24 protein-coding genes are annotated in these 23181 nt (G+C 41.5%); 9 read left to right on the top strand and 15 right to left on the bottom strand.

The genetic code is table 11. The features are described 5' to 3' along the window. Positions 1-5: 5 nt before the first annotated feature. Positions 6-218, bottom strand: coding sequence for a hypothetical protein (locus tag CYP77_RS03200; RefSeq protein WP_103567663.1), 213 nt, complete (start codon positions 216-218; stop codon positions 6-8). A 132-nt stretch (positions 219-350) separates the two neighbouring features. Between CYP77_RS03200 and CYP77_RS03195 the strand changes: the two genes are divergently transcribed. Genes CYP77_RS03195 through recG form a run of 3 tightly spaced genes read left to right on the top strand, consistent with a single transcriptional unit; the run spans position 351 to position 4431 of the window. Beyond that, positions 351-1397 carry a dehypoxanthine futalosine cyclase gene (locus CYP77_RS03195; protein ID WP_087579812.1) on the top strand — a complete coding sequence of 349 codons (1047 nt, stop codon included), beginning with the start codon at positions 351-353 and terminating at the stop codon, positions 1395-1397. After that, positions 1398-2627, top strand: coding sequence for a M16 family metallopeptidase (locus CYP77_RS03190; RefSeq protein WP_103567662.1), 1230 nt, complete (start codon positions 1398-1400; stop codon positions 2625-2627). It abuts the gene before it with no gap. Then, positions 2617-4431, top strand: coding sequence for an ATP-dependent DNA helicase RecG (recG, locus tag CYP77_RS03185; protein ID WP_103567661.1), 1815 nt, complete (start codon positions 2617-2619; stop codon positions 4429-4431). The genes CYP77_RS03190 and recG overlap by 11 nt, the downstream gene beginning before the upstream one ends. A 3-nt stretch (positions 4432-4434) precedes the next feature. Here recG and CYP77_RS03180 read toward each other — a convergent pair whose 3' ends face one another. After that, positions 4435-4641: a transcriptional regulator gene (locus CYP77_RS03180; RefSeq protein ID WP_103558592.1), complete on the bottom strand. Its 207-nt coding sequence runs from the start codon at positions 4639-4641 to the stop codon at positions 4435-4437. Positions 4642-4799: 158 nt separating this feature from the next. Here CYP77_RS03180 and CYP77_RS03175 point away from each other — a divergent pair, with 158 nt between their 5' ends. Then, entirely contained in the window at positions 4800-5540 is a 741-nt protein-coding gene (locus CYP77_RS03175) for a DUF3944 domain-containing protein (RefSeq protein WP_103567660.1), read from the top strand. 42 nt (positions 5541-5582) lie between these two features. Here the strand turns inward: CYP77_RS03175 and CYP77_RS03170 are convergent, their stop codons facing one another. From CYP77_RS03170 to CYP77_RS03160, 3 genes are read right to left on the bottom strand one after another with little or no spacing between them, the layout of a single operon-like run. Beyond that, positions 5583-6356 (bottom strand): ABC transporter ATP-binding protein, encoded by a 774-nt coding sequence (locus CYP77_RS03170; RefSeq protein WP_002940094.1) that lies wholly within the window; start codon positions 6354-6356, stop codon positions 5583-5585. Continuing rightward, positions 6356-7363, bottom strand: a complete 1008-nt coding sequence (locus tag CYP77_RS03165; RefSeq protein WP_103599689.1) for a FecCD family ABC transporter permease — start codon at positions 7361-7363, stop codon at positions 6356-6358. The genes CYP77_RS03170 and CYP77_RS03165 overlap by 1 nt, the downstream gene beginning before the upstream one ends. 3 nt (positions 7364-7366) lie before the next feature. Then, complete coding sequence (locus tag CYP77_RS03160) at positions 7367-8422, bottom strand: ABC transporter substrate-binding protein (RefSeq protein ID WP_103567658.1); 1056 nt, start codon at positions 8420-8422, stop codon at positions 7367-7369. A 218-nt stretch (positions 8423-8640) separates the two neighbouring features. Between CYP77_RS03160 and CYP77_RS03155 the strand changes: the two genes are divergently transcribed. Together CYP77_RS03155 and CYP77_RS03150 are read left to right on the top strand one after the other, a co-directional pair. Continuing rightward, positions 8641-10872: a nitric-oxide reductase large subunit gene (locus CYP77_RS03155; protein WP_103567657.1), complete on the top strand. Its 2232-nt coding sequence runs from the start codon at positions 8641-8643 to the stop codon at positions 10870-10872. A gap of 71 nt (positions 10873-10943) precedes the next feature. Beyond that, positions 10944-11498 carry a DUF1523 family protein gene (locus CYP77_RS03150; protein WP_103567656.1) on the top strand — a complete coding sequence of 185 codons (555 nt, stop codon included), beginning with the start codon at positions 10944-10946 and terminating at the stop codon, positions 11496-11498. A 13-nt stretch (positions 11499-11511) separates the two neighbouring features. Here the strand turns inward: CYP77_RS03150 and ybeY are convergent, their stop codons facing one another. Further along, entirely contained in the window at positions 11512-11949 is a 438-nt protein-coding gene (gene ybeY, locus CYP77_RS03145; protein WP_103567655.1) for an rRNA maturation RNase YbeY, read from the bottom strand. 24 nt (positions 11950-11973) lie between these two features. Here ybeY and queC point away from each other — a divergent pair, with 24 nt between their 5' ends. Beyond that, entirely contained in the window at positions 11974-12672 is a 699-nt protein-coding gene (queC, locus tag CYP77_RS03140) for a 7-cyano-7-deazaguanine synthase QueC (RefSeq protein WP_141090583.1), read from the top strand. A gap of 57 nt (positions 12673-12729) precedes the next feature. On the opposite strand, the gene CYP77_RS03135 is transcribed toward queC, so the two are convergent. Continuing rightward, on the bottom strand, positions 12730-13374 hold the full coding sequence (locus tag CYP77_RS03135; RefSeq protein ID WP_103567653.1) for a flagellar biosynthesis protein: 645 nt from the start codon (positions 13372-13374) through the stop codon (positions 12730-12732). Positions 13375-13595: 221 nt separating this feature from the next. On the opposite strand from CYP77_RS03135, the gene hcp reads away from it, so the two are divergent. Beyond that, on the top strand, positions 13596-14924 hold the full coding sequence (gene hcp / locus CYP77_RS03130) for a hydroxylamine reductase (protein ID WP_021087657.1): 1329 nt from the start codon (positions 13596-13598) through the stop codon (positions 14922-14924). Between the two features lie 34 nt (positions 14925-14958). On the opposite strand, the gene CYP77_RS03125 is transcribed toward hcp, so the two are convergent. Genes CYP77_RS03125 through mobB form a run of 5 tightly spaced genes read right to left on the bottom strand, consistent with a single transcriptional unit; the run spans position 14959 to position 19432 of the window. Further along, positions 14959-15936, bottom strand: coding sequence for a ferrochelatase (locus tag CYP77_RS03125; protein ID WP_103567652.1), 978 nt, complete (start codon positions 15934-15936; stop codon positions 14959-14961). Continuing rightward, positions 15937-17856 (bottom strand): methionine--tRNA ligase, encoded by a 1920-nt coding sequence (metG, locus tag CYP77_RS03120; RefSeq protein WP_103567651.1) that lies wholly within the window; start codon positions 17854-17856, stop codon positions 15937-15939. 15 nt (positions 17857-17871) lie between these two features. Next, on the bottom strand, positions 17872-18090 hold the full coding sequence (locus tag CYP77_RS03115) for a hypothetical protein (protein ID WP_103567650.1): 219 nt from the start codon (positions 18088-18090) through the stop codon (positions 17872-17874). Further along, complete coding sequence (locus CYP77_RS03110; protein ID WP_258032422.1) at positions 18090-18953, bottom strand: class 1 fructose-bisphosphatase; 864 nt, start codon at positions 18951-18953, stop codon at positions 18090-18092. The genes CYP77_RS03115 and CYP77_RS03110 overlap by 1 nt, the downstream gene beginning before the upstream one ends. After that, a complete protein-coding gene (gene mobB, locus CYP77_RS03105; RefSeq protein WP_103567648.1) occupies positions 18953-19432 on the bottom strand; it encodes a molybdopterin-guanine dinucleotide biosynthesis protein B in 480 nt (159 codons plus the stop codon). Before mobB ends, CYP77_RS03110 begins: the two co-directional genes overlap by 1 nt. Before the next feature lie 121 nt (positions 19433-19553). On the opposite strand from mobB, the gene CYP77_RS03100 reads away from it, so the two are divergent. Further along, on the top strand, positions 19554-20033 hold the full coding sequence (locus CYP77_RS03100) for a hypothetical protein (protein ID WP_009294586.1): 480 nt from the start codon (positions 19554-19556) through the stop codon (positions 20031-20033). Here CYP77_RS03100 and CYP77_RS03095 read toward each other — a convergent pair. Genes CYP77_RS03095 through gltX form a run of 3 tightly spaced genes read right to left on the bottom strand, consistent with a single transcriptional unit; the run spans position 19954 to position 23166 of the window. Continuing rightward, positions 19954-21591 carry a lytic transglycosylase domain-containing protein gene (locus CYP77_RS03095; RefSeq protein WP_103567647.1) on the bottom strand — a complete coding sequence of 546 codons (1638 nt, stop codon included), beginning with the start codon at positions 21589-21591 and terminating at the stop codon, positions 19954-19956. The genes CYP77_RS03100 and CYP77_RS03095 overlap by 80 nt on opposite strands. Beyond that, complete coding sequence (locus tag CYP77_RS03090) at positions 21569-21862, bottom strand: YggT family protein (protein WP_021089641.1); 294 nt, start codon at positions 21860-21862, stop codon at positions 21569-21571. The genes CYP77_RS03095 and CYP77_RS03090 overlap by 23 nt, the downstream gene beginning before the upstream one ends. Before the next feature lie 8 nt (positions 21863-21870). After that, positions 21871-23166, bottom strand: coding sequence for a glutamate--tRNA ligase (gene gltX / locus CYP77_RS03085; RefSeq protein WP_103567646.1), 1296 nt, complete (start codon positions 23164-23166; stop codon positions 21871-21873). Positions 23167-23181: the final 15 nt, after the last annotated feature.

Genomic DNA, 23181 nt, shown 5'->3' with positions numbered 1-23181 from the left:
TTTATCTATTTTGCGTAGGCTGGGCAGTAGGCTGGCATTTGCTCATGCATCGCACCTTGCATGCCATGATGTGGGCAGCTTGGCATATTTTCTTGCATCATTTTTTGATGATGAGCACATCCACAACTTGCACCTTGAGGCCCAGCTGGCTTTGGCTCGTTTTTGGCACAACCAACTAAAAATAGACCGCAGATAACGGCAAATATCATCTTTTTCATAACTCGCTCCTTTAAAGAATTTCTCACATTTTAGCCTTTAAAAATTAATTTTTCATAACGCCTGATTTATCATATTTAAAAGCATTTTTGGCTAAACTCTCGCCCAAAAATAAGCAAAATAAAAGGTTAAATTTGAAAAGACTTAGTGTAAATGAAGCCATCGATCTTATAGAAAATGCACCGCTTCACGAGCTTGGCAAGATGGCGCTAGCTAGAAAAAAAGAGCTTCATCCAGAAGGCATTACGACCTTCATCGTAGATCGCAACATCAACTATACAAATGTCTGCTGGGTGGATTGTAAATTTTGCGCATTTTACCGCCACGCAAAAGAAGAGGACGCTTATGTGCTAAGTTTTGAGGAGATCGGCAAGAAGATCGAGGAGCTTATCGCCATTGGTGGCACGCAAATTTTATTTCAAGGTGGCGTTCATCCAAAGCTAAAGATCGAGTGGTACGAGGAGCTTGTCGGCTACATCAGCAAGCACTATCCAAGCATCACGATACATGGCTTTTCTGCCGTTGAGATCGACTACATCGCAAGAGTTTCAAAAATTTCTACAAAAGAGGTCTTAAGACGCCTAAACGAAAAGGGCTTATACTCGATGCCAGGGGCTGGAGCGGAGATATTAAGCGACCGCGTGCGTGACATCATCGCCCCTAAAAAATGCGACACTGCAGACTGGCTTCGCATACATAAAGAGGCGCACGAGCTTGGCATGAAGACGACTGCGACGATGATGTTTGGCACGGTTGAGAGCACTCGCGAGATCGTGGAGCACTGGGAGCACATCAGAAATTTACAAGATGAGACGGCTGGATTTAGAGCGTTTATACTTTGGAGCTTTCAAGGGCTAAATACAAAGCTCATGCAAGAGTTTCCAGAGATCAAAAAGCAAAGCTCAAACGTCTATCTAAGGCTTCTTGCAGTCTCAAGGCTCTTTTTGGATAACTTTAAAAATATCCAAAGCAGCTGGGTCACGCAGGGCAGCTACGTAGGCCAGCTAGCGCTTCTTTTTGGCGCAAATGACCTTGGTAGCACGATGATGGAAGAAAACGTCGTAAAGGCCGCAGGGGCTAGCTTTAGGATGAATCAAGACCAGATGATCGAGCTTATAAAAGATGTCGGAGAAATTCCAGCTAAGCGCAACACAAACTACGATATTTTGGAGAAATTTTAGATGAAAATTTTAGATATCAATGTAAAAAATATAAAAATTCCAGTCGTTTTTGAAAGCTCAAAAGCGATGCCAGTAGTGAGCCTAAAACTAGTTTTCAAAGCAGCTGGTAGCTCGCAAAATGGCAAGCTTGCAGGCCTAGCAAGGCTAAGTGCAAATTTACTAAACGAGGGCGATATGAAGCTAGGCTCGGCTAAATTTGCCAAAGAGCTTGAGGTGCGGGCGATTAGCCTAAATGCAAGCTGCGGCTTTGAGACATTTTGCATAGATATAAACTGCCTAAAAGAGCACTTTGCCTTTGCGTGCGTCAAGCTAAAAGAGCTACTACTCGCTCCAAATTTAACAGATGAGATCCTAAACAGGTGCAAGACCGTCACTCTTGGCGAGATCGCAGCAAATGAAAACGACTTTGACTACGTGGCAAGGCAGGGACTTTTTGAGCTTTTGTATCCAAAAAGCGTGCTTGCACAGCCTAGTATCGGCACGAAAAAGAGCGTAAAAGCGATCACGCTTGAAGATGTGAGGAAATTTTTAAATGAGCATTTAGACCTTTCAAACCTGCTCTGCGTGCTTGGTGGCGACATCGACGAGAAGCAGACAAAAGAGCTAGCTAGCGTTTTAGAAATTTTAAAACCTGGCAAGGTGCGAAAGCTAGAGCGCTTTAATCCAAGCAACAAGTGCGAAAGCAGCGAGATTATCAGGCAAAGCGAGCAAGCCTACATCTACTTTGGTGCGCCGTTTAATGTAAAACCTGAGGAGAAATACAAGGCCGCAGTGGCAACATTTATCTTAGGCGAGGGTGGCTTTGGCTCGAGGCTCATGGAGGAGATCCGCGTGAAAAGAGGCCTTGCATACAGCGCCTACGCTAGAAATTTGCTAAATCTCTCTTACAGCCAGCTTTACGGCTACATGCAGACAAAAAATGAGAAAAAAGACGAAGCGATCGCCGTTATAAAAGAGGAAATTTTAAAATTTAGTAAAAAAGGCGTTAGCAAGGCCGAGCTTGAGCAGGCGAAGAAATTTCTACTTGGTTCGTTGCCACTTAGGCTTGAGACGCTATTTAAGCGACTTGACATCGCGCAAGGCGAGTTTTATGAGCATGGCGAGCTTGGGGCATTTTTAAAGGACCTTGATAAAATTTCAGCTCTTTCGCTAAACGAGCTAAATAGCTTCATAAAAGCCCACGCAGAGATAAACGAGCTAAGTTTTTGCGTCCTAAAAAATGAAATTTGAAGCAAGCGACAGAGTAAAACTTCTAAAAATAGGCGTGCTTAGCCTGCTTGACCTTGCTCTAGTGTTGCCAAAGGGCTTTGAGGATACGACGATCGCTAAGAGCCCAAGAGAAGGGCAGGTCTGCATAAATGTAAAGATCACTTCGCTCGCCTCACGCCATGGTATGCTAACAGCACTTGCCTTTTGCGAGCAGTGGCAAAGTAGCGTAAAGATCGTCATTTTTAACGCAAAGTCTTGGCACTACGGCGCTTTTAAGACGGGCAAAGAGATGGCGATATATGGGCTTTGCTCCTACGCCTTTGGCTCGTGGCAGATAGTAAATCCAAAAATCACCACAAAAATAGGCCAGATCGTGCCTAAATTTAAGACCGAGCTAAAAGACGAAGAGCTAAAAAAACTCATCTTAAAATATCTAAATTTGCAAAATTTAATGTCCGAGGGCTTAAATGAAAAAGAGGCTAAATTTCTAGCTGATTTGCAGCGGCTAGATGAGCAAAGCGTGCAAATTTTATACCGCCTAAAAAATGGTGGTGAGGGAGTGGAAATCTTAAAATTTGTAGAAATTTTTAACTACATAAAAAAGCTAAGTGCGAAAAAAACCTACTTTAAAAGCCCTAAAATAAAGCTTTTTGATATAAGTTCTTGGCTTAAGGGTTTGCCATTTACACCGACAAATGATCAGCTAAACGCGGTAAATGACATCAGAGACGACCTTGCTGCCACGCAGGCAAAAAGGCGCGTCATAATGGGCGACGTGGGAAGCGGCAAGACGCTTGTTATCCTAGCAGCTGCTCTTAGCGTCTATCCGCAAAGTGCCATTTTGATGGCGCCAACAAGTATCTTAAGCGAGCAAATTTATAATGAAGCAAAGAGGCTACTGCCGCCTTTTATGAATGTGATGCTGGTGCGAAGCGGGGAGAAAAAGATAGACTTTAGCGGAACAAATTTGATCGTTGGAACGCATGCGCTGCTCTTTCACGAGCTGCCAAATTCGCCACTTGTCATGGTCGATGAGCAGCATCGCTTTGGCTCAAATCAGCGCAAAAAGATAGAAGAGCTTGCCTCAAACGAGGACGAGCGAGCAAATTTCGTGCAGTTTTCAGCTACGCCAATACCAAGGACGCTAAGTTTAATTCAGTCTGAGATCGTAAATTTTAGCTTTTTAAAGCAGATGCCGTTTAAGAAAAATATAATGAGCCAAATTTTAGGCGCTAGCGAGTTTGGCTACCTGCTCGCTCACATCAAAAAGCAGCTTGAGAGCGGCTTTCAAGTAGCTATCATCTACCCGCTCGTTGAGAGCAGCGAGAGCTCAAACTACCAAAGTCTAAGCGAGGCGCAGGGCTTTTGGCTAAAGAATTTCAAAAATGTTTTCGTCACGCACGGCAAAGATAAGGAAAAAGAGGAAATTTTAAGGCGGTTTAGAGAAGAGGGCGAAATTTTGCTCTCAACCACCGTTGTTGAGGTCGGTATCTCGCTGCCAAGGCTAAATACGATAGTGATCGTGGGTGTTGAGAGGCTGGGGCTTGCCACGCTTCATCAGCTGCGAGGCAGGGTGGGGCGAAACGGCGGCGATGGATACTGCTTTTTATTTACTAAACTAAAAGAGGCGCCAGCAAGACTAAAGGAATTTTGCGCAACAAATGACGGCTTTAAGGTGGCTGAGCTTGATCTGAAAAACCGCCAAAGCGGCGATATACTAAATGGCTTTTTTCAGCACGGAGCGACCTTTAACTTCTACGACTACGAGGATGATATAACGCAGGCTGCAAAGGCGAGAGTGGCTGAATTTAAAAATAACGTTTAGTGGCTATTTTAGTCTAAAATTTTGATTTTCTTCTGCTAACTCTTTTAACTCATTTAAATTTTTCTCACTTTGCTTTAAAAGTTCATCAAATTTAAAACCAAGCATGATCAGACGATAAAGCTCTGGCTTATTTTTTCTCCAATTATAAAGAGTTTTTGTATCAATTTTTAAAATTCCTGCAATATCTCTTTTTGATAGATTATTTCCCATTTTTTGCCTTTTTATGGGAATTCTTTTTAAAATGTACTTACTTATCAACTAAGTAATTATTACTTGTATTAACTATTATTTAAGAAATAATTACCTAAATTTAAATTTTATTAAGGTTTATTTATATAGTATTTTGAATTATCTTTAAAGGAGTAAAAATGGCTTACAAATTTGATTCAGATTTGGAGTTTTTAAGGCAGCTTGATAGCAACGAACTAAATGATCTCGTTGATATTATAAAAGGCAAGGAGGGTGATGAAAGGATTACGCAAGATCTTACAAGCAATGACTTGTATAAAAGATTTTATCCAAATCATAAAGAGTACATAGAACTTATTATGAGTGAGCTTCAATGCTTTGGTGGCAACAGCTTTGCAAATGTATTTAGAGGCGGTGGCGTACAATACAAAGAAATTTTATGTGATGTTTGCGATAAGCTTAAAGTTAATTACTCTAAGGCTCAAAACACACAAATGATAGAGCAAAATATGTTTATGAAAATTCTATCTGATAGCTTGGAGAAAATGAATGAAGAGGAGCTGAAACAAGTAGCAAATGAATTTGGCTTAAATACTACCGATTTTAAACCGCAGGCGATAACGGCTGCTATGCAGGCAAGCATTTTGGTGAGTGGCTTTGCTATGTATAAAATTGCTCTCATTATTGCAAATACTATTGCTAAAATGTTATTAGGCAGAGGTCTTAGTCTTGCAGTAAATGCGTCCCTTGTAAGAACAATAGGAGCTTTTGCTGGTCCAATAGGTTGGGTTATAACAGGTCTTTGGACGTTAGTTGATGTGGCAGGTCCTGCTTATAGGGTTACTATACCAGCAGTAATTCAAGTAGCTTTCTTGAGACAATACTTAATAAACAAACAAAATAATTCAGAAAATAACTAATCAAAAAGCTCTCAAAAGAATTTCCCTTTTGAGAGCTTAAATTTATAGTGGATAAGTGAGGCAGCAGTTTCTTTTTACTTCGTCGATGTAGCTCACGTTTAAATTTAGTCCGTAAAGCTGGCTTAAATTCTCGCTTCTAATTATCTCATCAACCGTGCCAAATCCAACCTCGCCATCACCTTTCACAAGAGCGACATATCCGCCAAGAAGCACGGCAAAGTCAGGGTTGTGAGTGGTTAGCACGACCGAGTAGCCAAGCTCTTTTAGCCATTTGACGGTGCGTAGGAATTTATACTGGTTGCCAAAGTCAAGCGCGCTCGTTGGCTCGTCAAATATGATCATCTTTGGCTGCGCAGCCATCGCACGAGCGATCATACACATCTGCTTTTGACCGCCACTCATCTGCGTGATGAAGCGATCTTCAAGATACTCGATCTCAAGCTTTTTGGTGTAAATTCTAGCGATCTCTTCGTCTTCTTGGCTAGGTCTTGCAAAGATACCAAGGTGCGCCGCACGACCCATCGTGATAAACTCAAGCCCTGTGTAGTCGTACTCGGTAACCTCGCTTTGCGCCACGTATGCCATGATCTTAGCGCGCTCTTTGTTGCTTAGGCTATCTACGTTTTTGCCATCAAGAAAGATCTCGCCTGAAACTGGCTTTAGCGAGCCGCTTATTAAGCCTAAAGTTGTTGATTTGCCAGCTCCGTTTCGACCAAGTATGGTTAAAATTTCCCCAGCGCCTATCTTTAAATTTACATTTTCTAGTTTGCCAGCCCCATTTGGGTAGCTAAAGTTTAAATTTCTAACTTCAAGCATCATGCAGCCTTTTTATTTCGCCATAAAACCCAGACGAAAAATACCGTGCCGATAAAGCCAGTAAGTACGCCAAGAGGCACTTCGCTCACGCTTATGCTGCGCGCCAAGGTATCAACAAAAAGCAAAAATATCGCACCCATAAATATGCTTGCAGGCATGCTTTTTATGTTATTTGCGCCAACTAGCATGCGAGCTAAGTGAGGCATGAGAAGTCCCACCCAAGCGACTATACCGCTTATGCAGACGCTGCACGCTGTAAGAAGCGTAGCGCAGATGATGATGACAGCGCGCTCAAAAGCCACATTTACGCCTAGTCTTGCCGCACTCTCGTCGCCAAGAGAGAGCAAATTTATACGCCAGCTCATGGCTATTAGCAAAATGGCGCAGATGATCATCACTGGGGCGATGTATATTAAGTTATCGCTATCAAGCTTTGCAAGGCTACCAAGCTGCCAATAAACGATGTCAGGTAGCTTTGTCTCAGGGTCTGCGACATATTTTAAAAAGCCGATTATTGAGCCCATAAGGCCACTTACGATGATACCAGAAAGAACCAGCATAAGCGTGCTCGTGCGCCCCATCATCTTAGGTATGGCTAGAGTGATAGCAACGGCTGCTAGGCCAAAGCCAAATGCAAAAATTTGTATCCAAATTAGTGATAGATCAAAGATAATGGCAGTGGCAGCTCCCACGCAAGCGCCTGCTGATACGCCTAGAAGGTCAGGGCTTACAAGCTGGTTTTTAAAGACGCCTTGATAGGCCGCACCACTCACGCTAAGAGCAGCTCCAACAAGGATGGCTGCGATGATACGTGGGATGCGTAAATTTTCTATCACGTTTGTGATGTTGCTAGCTGCGCCATCTCCAAAACCAAAGCTGTGAGCTAGCACGCTAAAGACATCGCTAAAAGGTATGTAAAACCTACCAACGCCAAGTGCGACAAAGGCGCAAACAAGCGTTAGTAGAGCTAAAAATATAGCAACTATTGAAAAATTTGCGTTTTTCATATCTTACTTGCTGCTACCGTCTGGATTTAGGCCTTTTAAGATATAGCCATACTCTTTGTCACTAAGATCGTGATTTAAAAACTCTTTATAAAACTCTTTTGTTTTTACTTTCATATCGACATCTTTAAATAGATCTGGTTGGATAGTTTTTGCTGCCCATAAAATTTGAAGTACGTTTTCAGCACCATATCTATCCCAGCTAAATACACCTTTTGGGTTGCCGTAAATTTTGCCGTTTTTAACAGCGTTTGAGCCAGAGAATGCAGGGTGCTCTTTTATCTTTTTGATCTGTGCGTCTGTGTCATTGCCGCCAACGATGATGATATCAGGATTTGCATTGATGATCTCTTCAGCGCTAACTTCGATCATTGAACCCTCAGTATTGATAGCATTTACACCGCCACCTAGCTTGATCCAAGTGTTTTGGATGGTGTTTGTACCATCAACTTTTAGCAAATTTGCACCACCAAGAAGGTGAAGTACTTTTGGGCGTTTAGCATCAGGGATGCTTTTTGTTCTTGCTGTTACAAACTCAGAGTTATCGTGGATTTTATTAGCAAGTTTTTCAGCTTTTTTTCTAGCGTCATCAGTGCCTATAACTTCAGCTGTTGCGTAGATACTTTTTTCCATATCTGGGTAGTCTCTAAAGATCAAATTTACCGCGCTAAAGCCGTTTTTGATAAGCTCGTCTTGGTAGTTTTTGTTAGAAACTATGATAACATCAGGGGCAAGCTTAACAAGCTCTTCGATTTGAAGGTCTTTGCCGTTTAGTGCAGCTGGTAAATTTTTAAGTTTTGGATAGATGTGCTCAAACCACTTGTTGGTTTTGATCAGATCAGTTGTGGCTACAACCTTATCCATACCGCCAAGTGCTAGGATGATCTCGTTGTTTGCATTCCACAGTGCTGCGATCTTCTCAACCTTTTCTGGGACGCTTACTTTTACGCCTTGCATATCGGTTATGCTTCTAGCAGAGTCAGCAGCGCTTAGACTAAGAGCTGTAAAAAGTGAAGCAACAAGGCCTATTTTAGCCACTTTGTGCATGAAATTCATTTGCATATTTTTTCCTTTTTTCGTGTGAAATAGTTTAGTTGATATATTACTGCTATTTACATTAATATTATGTAAAATTTGCATATACATTGTGAAAAATTGCATATTATTGTAAATTTCTATAAAACTAAAAGGATAAATATTCTCCTTTTATTGATATATGTCATTAGTCACTATTTTGAAATGAGATAAACTTTCTCCTAAATTTTAAAAAAGGAGAATCAATGCGTGAATACAAAAGATACTGGCTCGCACTTGTTGCTGTGCTGGTAGTTTGCTTTAGTATTTTAGGCTACTATGGCGTTGAGGTTTATAGAAATTCGCCTCCAGTTGTAAATTTCACTGACGAAAATGGCAAGGTCGTGATCGATAAAGAGAGTATCTATAAAGGTCAAGAAGCTTGGCAAAGCATAGGCGGTATGCAGGTTGGCTCTGTTTGGGGACACGGGGCATATCAAGCGCCTGATTGGAGTGCGGACTGGCTTCACAAAGAGCTAGTTGCCTTTTTAGAGATCAAAGCTGATGAAATTTATCATCTAAAATACGCTGATCTAAACGCCGAGCAAAAAGCAAATTTAAAGGTTTTGCTCAAAAAAGAGTATAGAGAAAATAGCGTAAAGGACGATAAATTTGTGCTAAGTGCTGATAGGCTAAAGGCTGTAAGTCAAGTAGCTAGCGAATATGCTGCGCTTTTTGGTAATGACCCTAAATTTAAGCCTTTAAGAGAAGCTTATGCAATGAAAGAAAACACGCTTCCAAATGCTAGCGACAGAGCTGATCTAAACAACTTCTTCTTCTGGTCAGCCTGGGCGACAGCCACAAACAGACCTGGTAGCGAGGCAACCTATACAAACAACTGGCCGCACGAACCACTAATCGATAACGTGCCAACAAGTGAGAATGTCTTTTGGTCGATTGCAAGCCTCGTGATACTTCTAGCTGGCGTTGGCTTGCTTGTTTGGTTTAGCTCATTTTATGGCAAAAAAGACGATGAAAAGCTTGAGCCTATCAGCGAAGATCCGCTTAAAAAGCTAAATTTAACACCATCACAAAAGGCGCTTAAAAAGTATCTTTTTGTCACGCTAGCGCTATTTGCGTTTCAAATTTTAATAGGCGGCTTTACGGCTCACTACACAGTCGAAGGACAAGAATTTTATGGCATAAATTTATCAGCCTACATTCCTTATTCGCTTGCTAGAACGTGGCATATACAAGCTAGTATCTTCTGGATAGCGACCGGATTTTTAGCAGCTGGATTATTTTTAGCCCCTATTATAAATGGCGGCAAGGATCCAAAATTTCAAAAGCTTGGTGTTGATCTGCTCTTTTACGCGCTACTTTTCCTTGTAGTTGGCAGTTTTGTGGGCGAATATTTAGCTATCGCAAACATCATGCCTATAAATTTAAGCTTCTGGCTTGGACATCAAGGATATGAATACATAGATCTTGGACGTGTTTGGCAGATCATTTTGTTTGTCGGTCTTGTCATCTGGATGTTGCTTTTACTTCGTGGATTTGCAGGCGGCTTTAAAAACAAAGGCGATAAAAATTTACTTGCTATCTTTGCTATGTCAGCGGTTGCGGTTGGCTTATTTTACGGAGCAGGACTATTTTATGGACAAAGAAGTCCATTACCAGTGATGGAGTATTGGCGCTGGTGGGTCGTGCATCTTTGGGTTGAGGGCTTTTTTGAGGTATTTGCGACAGCTTCGCTCGCCTTTGTCTTTGTCTCACTGGGTCTTGTCTCAAAAAGATTTGCAACATTTTCAACGCTTGCAAGTGCGTCACTCTTTATGATAGGCGGCATCCCAGGCACATTTCACCACTTATATTTTGCAGGCACCACAACACCTATAATGGCAGTTGGTGCAAGCTTTTCAGCGCTTGAGGTCGTGCCTTTAGTTTTACTTGGTGCTGAGGCGTATGAGCACTACAAACTTCAGTTTGCTCAAAGCTGGGCTAAAACGCTTAAATGGCCGCTTTACTGCTTCATCGCAGTTGCCTTTTGGAATATGCTAGGCGCTGGTGTATTTGGATTTTTGATAAATCCTCCAATTTCACTATTTTACATCCAAGGACTAAATACAACGCCAGTTCACGGACATGCAGCGCTATTTGGTGTTTATGGATTTTTGGCACTTGGCTTTGTCTGGCTCGTGGCTACTTATCTATTTAAAGGGCAAGAATTTGATGAAAATTTGATGAAAGTTGGCTTTTGGGGCTTAAATGCAGGACTTATGCTAATGATCGTGCTTTCACTTCTTCCAATAGGCATCTATCAAGCATTTGCAAGCCTAGATCAAGGTATGTGGTATGCTAGAAGTGCTGAGCTTTTACAGCAGTCACACTTGCAAAATTTAAGATGGCTAAGGATGCTTGGCGATACGATCTTGATAATCGGCGGCATCTGCTTCTTTGCTCAGCTTTTAAAATTTATGCTTAATAAAAAGGCTTAAATTTATGGGGGCGCTTTGCCCCTTTATTTAAGCTATCTTTTCATAAAATAGCGCAAATTTAAAGGATAGAAATGATGACATTTTTAAAGAGAATTTGCGTTACGTTTGTCGTGCTTTTGCACCTATTTTTGGCGTTTTTGGTTGATTTTTCATTTCCGCACTACGCAAGCGTGCAGATAACTGGCGGCGACGTAAAACGCATGGACAAAGATGGCATAATAGACGCCAAAAACCCAGCCGACGGCCCTGTAAGAGATGTCTATTTTATCTACACAAAAGATGCGAAAAACGCTGAAAAAGTTATGGCTTATAGAAACGAAGATACGGCGTGGGGCTTTCCATTTTATTTTAAATTTAACTCAGCCGACATCCAAGCCAAGGCTCAAGGCTTTACAAATAGTGATAAAAACGTCACTATCAAATACTATGGATATAGAATTTCTATGCTAAACGAGTTTAGAAACGCGATCTCGATAAAAGATAGCGGCACAAACACCAGCTGGCCTATCGCTAGCTACGTGCTTTACTTCATCTTATTTATCTCGCTTGTTATCTGGATAAGAAAGATAAACAAGGCTTTTGCGCCAAAAGTTGAAAATTTAGAGACAAAAAAAGAGGCTCTTTAATGTAGGGGCTTTATCAGCCCTTTTTGTTTATAAGATCAATGAGCCTAACGTCCTCGCTTCTTACGATTAGGCTCTTTGGCAAGTTAAATTTAGCTATCACTTCGCACTCTTTTTCTCTCATCTGCCCATCATCTTTTTCGTGATCGAAGCCCAAGATATGCAGCAAGCCATGTGTGAAAAGTAGCGCAGTTTCGGCATCTTCACTGTGATTTAGCTCGGCTGCTTTTTCTTTTACCATATCTTTGTTTATGACTATTGAACCAAGTGGGGCGTGGACGATGAGCTCAAGGGGAAAGCTTAAGACGTCGGTGGTTTTGTCTATACCACGCTCAGATCTGTTTAGCTCTCTCATCTCATCTTTATTGATAAAAACTAACTCAACTTCACCAGGCGTTAGATGTGAGCAAATTTGATCTAAAATTTCAGGATAACTCTCTTCGCAAAGTATCATTTTTGGCTTGTCCTTAGTAAATTTTTGTATAATTTTAGCAAATTTAAAGGGCAAAATATGAAAAAAGCAGTTTGTATAATGAGTGGCGGCATGGATAGCACGCTTTGCGCTGTGATGGCAAAAAGGGCTGGATATGATGTAGTCGCACTTCATTTTGACTATGGCCAAAGGACGATGAGGCGAGAAAAGCGCGCGTTTGATGAGATATGTGAGCGACTGGGTGTGGTTAAAAAAATAAACCTTGATGTTAGCTTCATCGCTCAAATAGGCGGAAATTCGCTAACCGATAAGAGCATGCAGATAAGAAAAGATGGCGTTAGTAAGGACGTGCCAAACACCTACGTGCCGTTTAGAAATGGCGTATTTATCTCTATCGCTGCTGCGCTTGCCGAAAAAGAGGGGGCGCAGGCGATCTACATAGGCGTGGTCGAGGAGGATAGCTCTGGGTATCCTGACTGCAAAGAGAGCTTTATAAAAAGCATAAATGAGGCGATAAATTTAGGCACATCGGCTGATTTTTCTTGCGAGATCATCACGCCACTTGTAAATTTAAGCAAGGCTGATATAGTAGCAAAGTCGCTTGAGCTTAATTCACCAATAGAGCTAACATGGAGCTGCTACGAGAGCGAGGATGAGGCGTGCGGGCTTTGTGATAGCTGTAGGCTAAGGCTAAATGGCTTTAAAAAAGCAAATGCTGTTGATAAAATTCCTTATAAAAAGTGAAATTTGCCTTGAAATTTAAAAGCTAGCCACTATAAATTTAGTAGCTAGCCTAAATTTCTACTCTAAATTTAGCTCGCTTATCTGTTTTGCAAGCTTCTCTTTGTACTCAGCCAAAGAGCTTTTGATGATATTTGCATAATCATTTTGATTTATTAAGAGATACTCCTCTTTGCGTTTTACGACCGTGCTTAGCTCTTTGTTATTTACGCTTAAAATGGTGCTTATATCAGCGTTTAGACCAACTTTTACCGCACCAAGCGTCATATAAGTCCAAAGTTTTTCTATCCTTGCATTGACGCTTATCGTATCCTTGTCTATCTCATTTTCATTTTTTATGACCTGGTAGCCGTTGCTTCTAAAGGCATCCTCTATGCGTGCCCTTACTATGCTAGTTGTTCTTTGTTTATTTTCTAAAATGACGTTCCACAGCCCTCTGCCATAGCTATTTCTCATTCTGCCGATGTATTTTTGCTTCTCCTTTGCGCTAACTTCATTTACATTGTGCTTATATAAAGATGGAGTGCTGGCTTGTTTTGGGTTGTTTTCAAAAGTCCTCACGTCCTTGACACTTTCGATGTAAATTTTGGTCTTTTTGCTAACATTTGAAGGTGCTTGTTCATCTGGCAAGGTCACAAATATCCCCTTTGGAGCGCAGCCACAAAGCATAAAAGCGGCAAATACCACTAGTAATAAATTTTTCATTTTCATTCCTTTAAATAAAATTTAAATGTAAATCGTTTTTTTGTAAAATTTATTAACTCTTTGTGCTAGATTTCAAATTTATATTTTGATATCCATAATCATAAAATCTTAAATTTAACAACTAAAATTTAAATTTAACTTTTCTTGACTGCTATCAACCAAAATGGCTAGCCACCTAGGATAAAATCCGCTTAAATTTTTGAAATTCACAAGGAGAGACGATGAAAGATATGAAGATGTTTTGCCATCAGTGCGAGATGAGTGCTGAGGATGGATGCGGTGCAAAGGGTCAGCCTATGGGCACCTGTGGCAAGAGTGACACGCTAGCACTTTTGCAAGATACGATGGTTTTTGGCTTAAAAGGCCTTAGCGCATACCGCCACCACGCACACGAGCTTGGCGCTGATACTAGCAACGTTGATCGCGTTATGGCTGATACGCTTTATTTCACGCTTACAAACTCAAATTTCAACTTCGATGAGCACATTAAGCAGCTTCTTGAAGTAGGCGGTGCTGGCGTTGAGGTGATGAACCTACTAAGCGAGGCTCACACGGCTAAATTTGGCATCCCAACACCAGTTAGAGTGAGCCAAAACAAGGTCGAGGGCAAGGCGATCTTAGTAAGCGGCCACAACTTGCACGCGCTAAAAGCGCTACTTGAGGCGACAAAAGATAAGGGCATCAACATCTACACTCACTCAGAGATGCTCCCAGCTCACGGATACCCAGAACTACGCAAGTACAGCCACCTAAAAGGCAACGTCGGCAAGGCGTGGTTTGACCAAACTAAGCTATTTAACGAATTTAAGGGCGCGATACTAATGACAACAAACTGCATCGTGCCACTACGCTCAAACTGCACATACGCTGACAGACTATTTGGCTACTCGATCGCAGGCACAAACGGCGTAAAACACATCGAAAACGACGACTTCACACCACTTATCGAGTGCGCACTAGCCTGTGGCGACGTTAGCGGCTTTGATAGCGACGAGAGCCTAGTAACTGGCGGCCACTACAAGACTATCCTAACTTTAGCCCCACAAATTTTAGATGCGATAAACACTGGCAAGATCCGCAGATTTTTCGTGATCGCTGGCTGTGATGCACCTGGCAAGGGACGTGAGTACTATAGAGAGCTAGCTGCTAGCCTTCCAAAAGACTGCGTCATACTTACTTCAAGCTGTGGTAAATTTAGATTTAACGACATCGACTTTGGCAACGTCCCAGGCACCGAGCTACCACGCTACATCGACCTTGGCCAGTGCAACGACAGCAACGGTGCAGTTAAGATCGCTCTTGCACTTAGCGAGGCAACAGGCATCGCAGTAAATGACCTGCCAGTTTCTATCGTGCTAATGTGGATGGAGCAAAAAGCGGTCATCATCTTGCTAGCGCTATTTAGCCTTGGTATCAAAAACATCAACGTAGGACCTAGCTTACCTAAATTTTTCAATGAAGAGATCATAAATTTCTTAGTGGATAAATTTAACGTTAGACCAATTAGCGGCGACGCTCAAGCTGATCTAAAATACTTCTTAGGTGAGTAAAAAAACTGCCAGGGCTTAGGCTCTGGCTCTAAATTTAAAAGAGTCCGCTTTGCTCTTTGCTTTGACTTAAGCTATCAAGCAGATCCTCTTTTTTGCAAAGCACAAGGGCATAGACGAAATTTTGCAGCTCTTTTATCTCGTCTAAATTTTCATAAAGAATGGCGTTTTCAACCTTTAGCGTACTATCTTTTGGCAGGCAAAATTTAAGCTCGCTTTCGCTGAAATTTCGCCTTAGAAATATGCTTTCAGTCAAAAACAGCTCTTCGTCATTTTCAGCTATCACCGCTCTAAAACTACTACCAAAGCCAACTGGCTTAAAGTCTTTGTCGATAAAGACTGGGTCAAAGTGCGATGAAATCCTGCTCTCTGTCACTTTAAAGCCGATATTATTTTTCTTAAGATAGCCAAGAAGTCCGCAAAACATCCCAGCAAAAACCCTTGGAATGCTTAAATTTTGATAGTATTTGTCATCGTAAATGAGCGTTGTAAAAAAGATCGAGCTTGGATTTAGCACGCTTATGTTTGTGTCAGTCCATGCTGTCTCGTAAAGCAGCGAGAGCCTTTGAAGTATCCTCGTATCGTCACTAAAAAATGTGTCAAACAAATTTGCATGGAAAATTTTATAAAAAAGCTCGGTTAAATTTTCAGGTATGACGTGGGCGTTTTTTTCAAGGTGTGACTTCTCTAAAAGCGCTTTTATGAAGGGATTGACCGCGCAAAATTTGATATTTTTGTGGATCGCTTCAAAGCGCATGAGCTTGATGATAGCCGTTTGCAAGCTTGCCACCTTGATGAAGGCTATCTCATCGTCGCTTGGCGTGATATCCTCTTCGCTAATGATGGCGTAGGCACCTTGCTTTATCGCAGGTGCGATCTGATCGATTTGCGTGGCGATGAGAGCGTAGCCTCGTTTTATATTTTTAGCCTCAAACGCGAAGCTAGTCACGCTTGAGATGCTTGGGTTGTTTAAAATTTGCCCATTTATTATGTGGGTTAAATTTTCTATCGTCATTTAGCCAACGATCGCGCCGTTTTTGACCTTGCTCTGCGTGCCAAGAAGCGTTAGCGAGCCGTCTGATGCGCTTAGGATCATGCCTTGTGAGACATATTTTTTCATCATCGTTCGCTCTTTTAAATTTGCTAAAACGCAAACTTGCTTGCCTACAAGTGAGCTAGGCTCGTAGTATTTGGCGATGCCAGATAAAATTTGACGTGGCTGCTCCTCGCCAAGATCTATCTTAAATTTAAGCAGTTTCTCGCTACCCTCAACCCTCTCGCACTCAAGCACTTCGCCTACTTTTATCACAATTTTGGCAAAGTCATCGATGCTAATGATCTCCTCTTTTGGCTCAGCTTTTACCTCTACTTTTGGCTCTTCTTTTAGGTCTCTTGCCTCGCCCATTAGCTCTTTTTCTATCCTTGGGAAAAGTGGCTCAGTAGCTTTTGCCATAAAATTTGAAATTTCATTTTTCAATACAAGGCTCTCATAAGAAGCCGTATCTATGCTAAAGCCAAGCGTGTCAGCTATCTTAGCGCAAGTTTTTGGCATAGCTGGGCTAAGCAAAATGGCAACTTTAGCAAGTAAATTTGCGCAAAGCGCCACAAGTGCGTTTGCCTCGTCACTTTTGCCAGCTTTTACAAGCGACCATGGCTCATACTTCGCAACGGCTGCGTTTGCCAGAGTTACAACCTTCCAAAGATCCTCTAAATAGCGGTTTGTAGCTAAATTTTCTAAATTTTTAATAGCCTCATCAAGATAGCCCTTCGCCTCATCAAGCTCGGCTTTGTGAAATTTGACCACGTCTTTTGAGTCAATTTTATAGTCGCTATACTTTGCGCTCATGCCTACTATGCGGCTTAACAGGTTGCCAAGTCCGTTACCAAGCTCTGAGTTTATGCGCTCGATCAAGGCTTTTTGGCTGTAGTCACCATCTTGTCCAAACGGTACCTCTCTAAGCAAAAAGTATCTGAAATTTTCAAGCCCATAAGCGTTTGCGACCTCTCTTGGGTTTATGACGTTGCCCTTGCTTTTACTCATCTTTTCGCCATCTATCGTCCACCAGCCGTGTGCTGCGACGTGTTTTGGCAGTGGCAAGCCAAGGCTCATCAAAAATGCCGGCCAATAAACTGCGTGAAAGCGCAAGATATCCTTGCCGACTATGTGCGTTGTATGTGGCCAAAAGTCCATTCTAGCGTTATCTCTTGAGTATCCTAGTGTTGTTAGGTAGTTTATAAGTGCGTCAAGCCAGACGTACATAACGTGCTTGTCGTCGTTTGCGCTCTTTGGTAGCTTTATGCCCCAGTCAAAGCTCGTTCTTGTGACTGAGAGGTCTTTTAGTCCGCCTTTTACAAAGCTTACGACCTCATTTTTCTTGCCCTTTGGGATAACGCAAAGCTCGTCGTTTTCATACCATTTTAAAAGTGCGTCTTCATATTTTGAAAGCTTGAAAAAGTAGCTCTCTTCTTTAACCAAAGATGTTACACGGCCGCAGTCTGGACAGCGGTTGTCCTCAAGCAGGTCTCTTTGGTTAAAAAATGTCTCGCAGCTAACGCAGTAAAAGCCCTCGTACTCGCCCTTATAGATATCGCCGTTTGCTTGCATCTTTTCAAAGACATTTTGCACGGTTTGCTTGTGCTCTTCGTCGGTTGTCCTTATGAAGTGGTCGTAGCTTATCTCAAATTCATCCCAAAGAGATCTAAATTTCGCACTGATCTCATCAGCGTATTCTTTTGGCGTCTTGCCCCTAGCGCGAGCTGCTTGCTCGATCTTTTGACCATGCTCGTCTGTGCCAGTCATAAAGTAGGTCTCTTTGCCTTGCAAGCGGTTAAATCTAGCAAGCGTATCAGCGATGATAGTCGTATAGGCGTGGCCGATGTGTGGCACGTCATTTACGTAATAAATCGGTGTAGTTATATAAGCTTTTTCTTTCATATTTTTCCTTTAAATTTAAAAATCAAATCCGCCGTCACTGCCGGTGTTGCCTTTTGACATCGAGTTGTAGCAGCTATTTACATACTCTATCCTAGTCTCGCAGTCAAAAAATGCCTCGCAGTTAAAACAGCTTTTGCGACCTTTTTGTTCTTGACACTCTTGCATGATTTTAGCCTTTTGTTTTAGGGCTAGCTCAAATGCGTCAAGTGGCTCTTTTGCTTGTGATTCTTGCATTATTTTTGCTCGTAAAATTTATGCAAAAGAGAAATTTCATCACGTGAGCCAAAAAAGCATGGCGTAGTTTGGTGAATTTTTTCTATTTTTATATCAAAAAGTGTTTGATTTTTGCCGTTTGTCGTTGCGCCTTTTGCGTTTTCATATATAAAGGCAAAAGGGAGCACCTCAAAGACAACCCTTAGCTTGCCATTTGGATGATCGCTCGTTGCTGGGTAGCTAAAAAGACCGCCGCCTTTTAGTAAAATTTGATGCAAGTCGCTCACCATCGCACCTGAGTATCTTAGTCTGTAACCCTCGTTAAATAGCTCGTTTATGAAATTTCTATGCGTTTGGCTCCAGCCTTTTTGCGTAGCTCCCGTGGCGTTTAGCTTGCCTTTTTCTTTTAGCTCAAGCTCTTTTACAAATTTAAACTCGCCATCTTTGCTAAGTCTATAAAATTTAGGTAAAGCACCTTTTTTCTCGGCAATTACTAGCTCAAGTCTTGGACCATAGATGCTGTAAGCTGCGGCTATTAAATTTTCTGGTTTTACCTCGTCTTCGTAGATGCCAAAGATCGAGCCAACGGCGAAATTTACATCAACTAAGCTTGAGCCATCTAGTGGATCGTAAGCGATGATAAATTTAGCATTTTTGTTTATCTCAAGCTCGTCCTCTTTCTCTTCGCTAATTAGCGCTTTTACGCATGAAAGCTGCTTAAATTTAGCCGTGATGATCTCGTCGCTTTTGACGTCAAGCTTTAACTGGGTGTCGCCAGTTGCGTTTTCGTGAGTTGTGTAGCCAAGATCGGCGTATTTTATGACCTCGCTTATCTCTTTTGCGATATCTTTTATGGTGTTAAAAATTTGGTTTAGTTCTTGCATTATACAGCCTTTGCATTTTTGATTATCCACGCACAAATGGCGTCTATATCGTCTAAATTTAGATTTGTGATCTCATAGGGGATCTGCTCTTTATAAGTGGCGATCGCATCTGAAAAGCTAAGATAAGTTTCATCGATCTCACCTCTAAAGACGCTTAGTCTTGGTAGTGGCAGTGTCTTTAGCCCCTCGACTAAGAGCATGTCAAACTCGCCGATCATCCTTATGACCTCGTCTATGCCTTGCGAGCTTTGTGAAAAATAAGTCGTTCTAGTCGGACTCATCACGACTACGTCAGCTCCTGCCTGAGAAAATTTAAAGCTATCCTTGCCTTCAACGTCAAATTTGGCCTTGTCGCCTGGGTCGTGCTTGACTACAACGACCTTTAGCCCATCATCTATAAATTTTTTTGCGACTTTTAAGATAAGCGTCGTTTTTCCGCTATTTGAAGGGCCAGAAAAAGCAATGGCAAGTCTTTTCATAAGAGCCTTTTTAGTTAAAATTTCTTGCGATTATAGCTCATATTGGCTTTAAAATTTATGAGTGAAATTTAAAAAATAAAATGATAAAATGCGAGAAAATTTAATATTTTAAGAGTTTTTTATGAGAAAATTTACACTATTTTTTATATTTATTTTGATGATATTTGGCTGCGCCGATCAAAAAGTGATCGTGCATGAGCCACTAAAAAATGAGCTTTTAGCCTACACAAGCAAGAGCGAGATCATCGATGGCACCGATAGAACGCTCATAATCGCAACCTATTTAAATCCTATATATAACTCAAATTTAGACGAGAGCAAAGAGCACTTTTTAGTAGCCATCAACCCAAAAGAGCATGCGCAAAATTTGAGCAACATAAAGGTAAATGGCGACTCAAATGCCACAAATGCAAGACTGCTTGATGAAAACGACGAGATGCTTAAATTTGCTGGATTTTCAATGCCTTGGGCGGTCTATTACGAAGTGACCGCACCAAGTAAGCAAAGTGACGATCTCGCGCTTAGTTTCGAAATTTATCAGTCAAAGCCGGTTTTGTTAAATTTTCGAAAAGTTGCGAAATCTTTATACTGGAACCATTAAGCGCCATATAGATCACGTAGTTTGCAAGCACTTTCTTGCCGTAGTTTCTAGTCTCAGCCACTGGGACTAGCTCGATCGATAAAAATGGCTCAAATTTACCCTCTTTAAACATATCATCTCTTGTGATGACCTTTTTGGTAAAGCCAATACCGCCGTTATACGCGTAGGCTGTAAATAGCGGATGGTAAAGAAATTTATCAAGGTAGTTTAGGTGGTGATTTGCAAATTTAAATGCGACATCAGTTTTAAAAAGATCGTCTTGGTCAAAATTTGGAATTTTTAGCTCTTTTTTGCCGATCGCATTTGCAAGAAATGGCATAAACTGCATCATACCAAGAGCGTAAGAGGTAGAAACGACGCTTGGGATAAAGAGGCTCTCTTGTCTAGCAAGTGCGTAGATCATCGACTTTCGCTCAGTGCTGATGCCTTCAAGCTCTGGTGAGTTTGGCATCAAAAAGTACTGCTTCTCCCAGCCATGCGCCTTTTGCATGAAGTATGCGTATGCGCCGATGCTCTCGTTTGTGTAAAATTTCATCGCAAATTCGCTTGCTTGCGTGGCGTTCATATCCTTTGCAAGGGACGTGGTTTTGTTCCATAAAAATGGATCGCTCACGTCAAAATTTTCGATATTTTGCTTGCTAGGTCTTGGCACGATCACTTCAAGTGGCTCGCCACCGACCAAATCTCTTGCGTAAAGTGAGTAGATATTTGCATCTTTGCTAGCACTTAGCTCTTTTAAAAAGCTCTCATCGCCGCTTAGTTCATACTGCCAAAAGGTCGCATTGTCCCTTTGCCAAGCCCTATCAAAGGTGCTTTTAGCTCTTGTAAAAAAACTAAATGCAACGTCATTTTGACCAAGCAAGATGGCGTTTAATCCAAGGGTAAATGCGTCGTTCTTCTCAGTGACTGCAGGATCTATGCTAAGTAAATTTCTTCTAAAGCTTTCATATTTTTTATTAAATACGATATCGTTTAATAAATTTGTAAAGCCCTTTTGTGAATAAAGCTTTGTCATGAAATTTGCGTCAAAGCTCTCGCTAAAAAGCGCGTTCTTACTTTGCGGACTTGAAACGTTAAAAAGCTCTAAAAAGCTCTTTGCATCGTTTGCATTTGCAAAGCTAAGAGCCGGGTTTGGCTCGTTTAAAGTGCGTAAAATTCTAGCTTTTTCTGGGTTTATGCTTGCAAGATTTGCCGCTAAAATTTCACGAGTTTTGCTATCAAGTTTTAGAGAAAAGCTCATCGTTGTTAGTAAATTTTGGCAAGCCAAGCTAGCACTTGTGATGTTGCTTGCGTTTATGCCAGGGCACTTGCTAGGGGCTGCTTTGGGAGGTAAAATTTTATTGATTGATTTTTGAACTAAGCCGCTTTTTCTAAAAACGTCGCGTGAAAGCTCTGCTATCTGCTCCTTTGTGTAGCTGCCTTCGTTTATAAGGCGGTTTATGTAGTAGTCTTTTGCAAGGCTTTTTGGCTCGTTTTTTAGCTCCTCGTAGGTGTAAATTTTAGCTAAAAGAGCAACGCAGGCTAAAGAGAGGATACTAAAGTGACGCAGCAAAAACAAATAAAAGCCTTATTAAAAATTGATCTATGAGTTGAAGTGCTAAAAGCACGATGAGTGGGGCAAAGTCGATGCCGTTAAATTCTGTTTTGATGTAGCGTCTGATGAAGCTATAAACAGGATCAGTCAGCCTATAAAGTAACTGCACGACTGGCGAGCTAGGATCAGGCTTGACCCAGCTAATGAGAGCCGCTGCGATGACGATCCACGTATATACCGTGATGATAAGATGCAAAATGTTTGCGATCGCTGAAAATAGGGTGGAAAGTATCATTTTTGCTCCTAGATTAAAATTTTGCCTAGATCATCTTTGATGAGTGGATAGAGCTCGCTAAGCTCAGGGCCGTGAAGGTCGTTTGTAAGAAGCGCACGTAGTGGCATGAAAAAGTTTTTGCCTTTTAAATTTGTAGCACTCATAAGCTCTTTTTTAAACTCATCAAAGCTCTCGCACGGTTTTAAATTTAGAGCCGCTTTTTTTATGATCTCAAATTCATTTTTATACTCATCTGGAGCTATTTTTGGTGAATATATAGCTTCTATTTTTGCCTTTATCTCAGGTACTAGAGAGCTTTCTTGTGTGTAAAATTTAACCAGCTCAACCTTGCTATCATCCACGCCAAAGATCTCTTTTATGCGCTCTTTTGAAGCAAGCTTGATGTGCTCTCTATTTATCTGCTCAAGTTTTTTCACGTCAAATCTAGCAGGTGAGCGCGAAATTTTGGTTATATCAAACCACTTCACCGCATCTTCGATCGTAAAAATTTCAGTTGGAGTTTTGTTGCCAAGAAGTATCAGATAGTTTGCGATCGCCTCTGGTAAAAATCCCTGCTCAAAGAGCCATTTTACGCTTGATTCGTTCTCGCGTTTGCTCATTTTTTTACCCTCTATATTTAAAAGGATAGGCAAATGCGCGTAGTTCATCTTGCCGGTGTAGCCAAGACCCTCGCGTATGAGGTCTTGCTTTGGTGTATTGCTCACGTGATCCTCGCCGCGTATGACAAAGGTCACGCCCTCAAGCATATCATCAACCGCGCAGGCGAAGTTATAAGTCGGAGTTTTGTCCGCTCTCATGATGACAAAGCTATCAACTGCGTCTGGCTCGAAGCTTAGCTCGCCCTTGATCGCATCTGTAAAGCTCATCGTGCGTGTTGGTTTTTTCATGCGGATGACAAATGGCTTTTCGCAGTTTAAAACTTCAGCATCGCTTAGCCTCTCGCAGGTGCCGTCATATCTATATGCCACGCCTTGCTCTTTTGCCTTTTGTTTTTTTGCTTCGAGCTCTTCTTCGGTGCAAAAGCAAGCAAAGGCCTTTTTATCGATGAGAAGCTTTGATGCAAGCTGTCTGTGGAATTTTAAATTTTCACTTTGGATGTAAATTTGCTCTGGTTTTATGCCAAATTTGCTCAAAATTTCTAAGATATCTTTCTCTTTTCCCTCGATATTTCGCTCTTTGTCGGTATCTTCTATGCGTAAAATAAAGCCACTTTTATCTTGCAAAGAACAAATATAGTTGAAAATAGCAGCACGTAAATTTCCTATGTGCATATCTCCTGTTGGAGAGGGTGCAAAACGATACATAAGCTCATTCCTTAC

It is taken from the genome of Campylobacter concisus, from assembly GCF_002913865.1.
GTDB classification, from domain to species: Bacteria; Campylobacterota; Campylobacteria; order Campylobacterales; family Campylobacteraceae; genus Campylobacter_A; species Campylobacter_A concisus_AM.
Note: the sequence above shows the minus strand (reverse complement) of the source record. Positions and strands in the feature narration are given on the sequence as shown.

Excerpts from the sequence above, each read along its gene's own strand:
- CYP77_RS03200 (WP_103567663.1), bottom strand. The coding sequence starts at position 218 with ATGAAAAAGATGATATTTGCCGTTATCTGCGGTCTATTTTTAGTTGGT.
- CYP77_RS03190 (WP_103567662.1), top strand. The coding sequence starts at position 1,398 with ATGAAAATTTTAGATATCAATGTAAAAAATATAAAAATTCCAGTCGTT.
- recG (WP_103567661.1), top strand. The coding sequence starts at position 2,617 with ATGAAATTTGAAGCAAGCGACAGAGTAAAACTTCTAAAAATAGGCGTG.
- CYP77_RS03180 (WP_103558592.1), bottom strand. The coding sequence starts at position 4,641 with ATGGGAAATAATCTATCAAAAAGAGATATTGCAGGAATTTTAAAAATT.
- CYP77_RS03175 (WP_103567660.1), top strand. The coding sequence starts at position 4,800 with ATGGCTTACAAATTTGATTCAGATTTGGAGTTTTTAAGGCAGCTTGAT.
- CYP77_RS03170 (WP_002940094.1), bottom strand. The coding sequence starts at position 6,356 with ATGCTTGAAGTTAGAAATTTAAACTTTAGCTACCCAAATGGGGCTGGC.
- CYP77_RS03165 (WP_103599689.1), bottom strand. The coding sequence starts at position 7,363 with ATGAAAAACGCAAATTTTTCAATAGTTGCTATATTTTTAGCTCTACTA.
- CYP77_RS03160 (WP_103567658.1), bottom strand. The coding sequence starts at position 8,422 with ATGCAAATGAATTTCATGCACAAAGTGGCTAAAATAGGCCTTGTTGCT.
- CYP77_RS03155 (WP_103567657.1), top strand. The coding sequence starts at position 8,641 with ATGCGTGAATACAAAAGATACTGGCTCGCACTTGTTGCTGTGCTGGTA.
- CYP77_RS03150 (WP_103567656.1), top strand. The coding sequence starts at position 10,944 with ATGATGACATTTTTAAAGAGAATTTGCGTTACGTTTGTCGTGCTTTTG.
- ybeY (WP_103567655.1), bottom strand. The coding sequence starts at position 11,949 with ATGATACTTTGCGAAGAGAGTTATCCTGAAATTTTAGATCAAATTTGC.
- CYP77_RS03135 (WP_103567653.1), bottom strand. The coding sequence starts at position 13,374 with ATGAAAAATTTATTACTAGTGGTATTTGCCGCTTTTATGCTTTGTGGC.
- hcp (WP_021087657.1), top strand. The coding sequence starts at position 13,596 with ATGAAAGATATGAAGATGTTTTGCCATCAGTGCGAGATGAGTGCTGAG.
- CYP77_RS03125 (WP_103567652.1), bottom strand. The coding sequence starts at position 15,936 with ATGACGATAGAAAATTTAACCCACATAATAAATGGGCAAATTTTAAAC.
- metG (WP_103567651.1), bottom strand. The coding sequence starts at position 17,856 with ATGAAAGAAAAAGCTTATATAACTACACCGATTTATTACGTAAATGAC.
- CYP77_RS03115 (WP_103567650.1), bottom strand. The coding sequence starts at position 18,090 with ATGCAAGAATCACAAGCAAAAGAGCCACTTGACGCATTTGAGCTAGCC.
- CYP77_RS03110 (WP_258032422.1), bottom strand. The coding sequence starts at position 18,953 with ATGCAAGAACTAAACCAAATTTTTAACACCATAAAAGATATCGCAAAA.
- mobB (WP_103567648.1), bottom strand. The coding sequence starts at position 19,432 with ATGAAAAGACTTGCCATTGCTTTTTCTGGCCCTTCAAATAGCGGAAAA.
- CYP77_RS03100 (WP_009294586.1), top strand. The coding sequence starts at position 19,554 with ATGAGAAAATTTACACTATTTTTTATATTTATTTTGATGATATTTGGC.
- CYP77_RS03090 (WP_021089641.1), bottom strand. The coding sequence starts at position 21,862 with ATGATACTTTCCACCCTATTTTCAGCGATCGCAAACATTTTGCATCTT.
- gltX (WP_103567646.1), bottom strand. The coding sequence starts at position 23,166 with ATGTATCGTTTTGCACCCTCTCCAACAGGAGATATGCACATAGGAAAT.